The sequence below is a fragment of the Streptomyces sp. A18 genome, assembly GCF_059026065.1.
Genome location: NZ_JBWLKL010000134.1, coordinates 1 through 916 on the forward strand (window position 1 = coordinate 1; position 916 = coordinate 916).

1 protein-coding gene is annotated in these 916 nt (G+C 68.7%); it reads left to right on the forward strand.

Annotated features, from left to right (window positions below; translation table 11 throughout):
- Positions 1-223: 223 nt before the first annotated feature.
- Positions 224-838, forward strand: a complete 615-nt coding sequence (locus AC5P1C_RS43830) for a dihydrofolate reductase family protein (protein ID WP_493871593.1) — start codon at positions 224-226, stop codon at positions 836-838.
- The last annotated feature ends 78 nt before the right edge of the window (positions 839-916 follow it).

Genomic DNA, 916 nt, shown 5'->3' on the forward strand with positions numbered 1-916 from the left:
GGTGCGTGACGTGAGAAGGGCCGCACGGGTTGGGTGAGTTGTGAGGCTTACCTGGGCCCGTGCGGCCTGCTCCCATCCTGCCTTGTCTGGGGTCTCCCGCGCACGGCTCCTGAAGTAGCCGCGGCACCGTCGGCCGGTCCGGGGGCGGACACCGGTGAGTTTCTCCGCCGTCCGCAGTCTCACCGGTCATAGAGTGCACGTCCACCCCTCTCGGAGGATCATCATGCGGAAGATCACTGCCGGTCTGTTCATCTCGCTCGACGGCGTCATCGAGGCGCCCGATCAGTGGCACTTCCCGTACTTCAACGACGAGATGGGCGCCGCCGTCGACGCGACCCTCGGCCAGGCCGACACGCTTCTCATCGGGCGCAAGACCTACGACAGCTTTGCCGGGGCATGGCCGGAGCGGGAGGCGGCCGGGGACGAGGACGCGGGTTTCGCCAAGAAGCTCGGCGACGCCCGCAAGGTCGTCGTGTCGAGGCAGCGGCTCGCGTTCACCTGGAGGAACTCCGAGCAGCTCCAGGGCGACTTCGTCGAGGCCGTGACGGCGCTGAAGAACGAGCCGGGCGGGACCATCGCTATGAGCGGCTCGCCTTCGATCGTCCGCCAGCTGCTGGCCGCCGGTCTCCTGGACGAGCTGCACCTGCTCGTGCACCCGATCGCGGTCCGCAAGGGCGAGCGGCTGTTCGACGAGGGTGAGCCCTCAGTCCCGCTGAAGCTGCTCAAGTCCGAGACCTTCGAGACCGGCGTGCTGAACCTGGTCTACGCCCCGGCCGATGCGCCCTCCGACGCCGGCTACGAGGAGGCCAGGACGCACCTGCCCCAGGAGGAGCAGTAAGGGCCTTGGGGGGCGAGCGATGGCGGCAGCGGGTGCGTGACGTGAGAAGGGCCGCACGGGTTGGGTGAGTTGTGAGGC

What these genes read in the sequence shown, in the direction of transcription:
- AC5P1C_RS43830 (WP_493871593.1), top strand. Translation starts at nt 224, where the DNA reads ATGCGGAAGATCACTGCCGGTCTGTTCATCTCGCTCGACGGCGTCATC.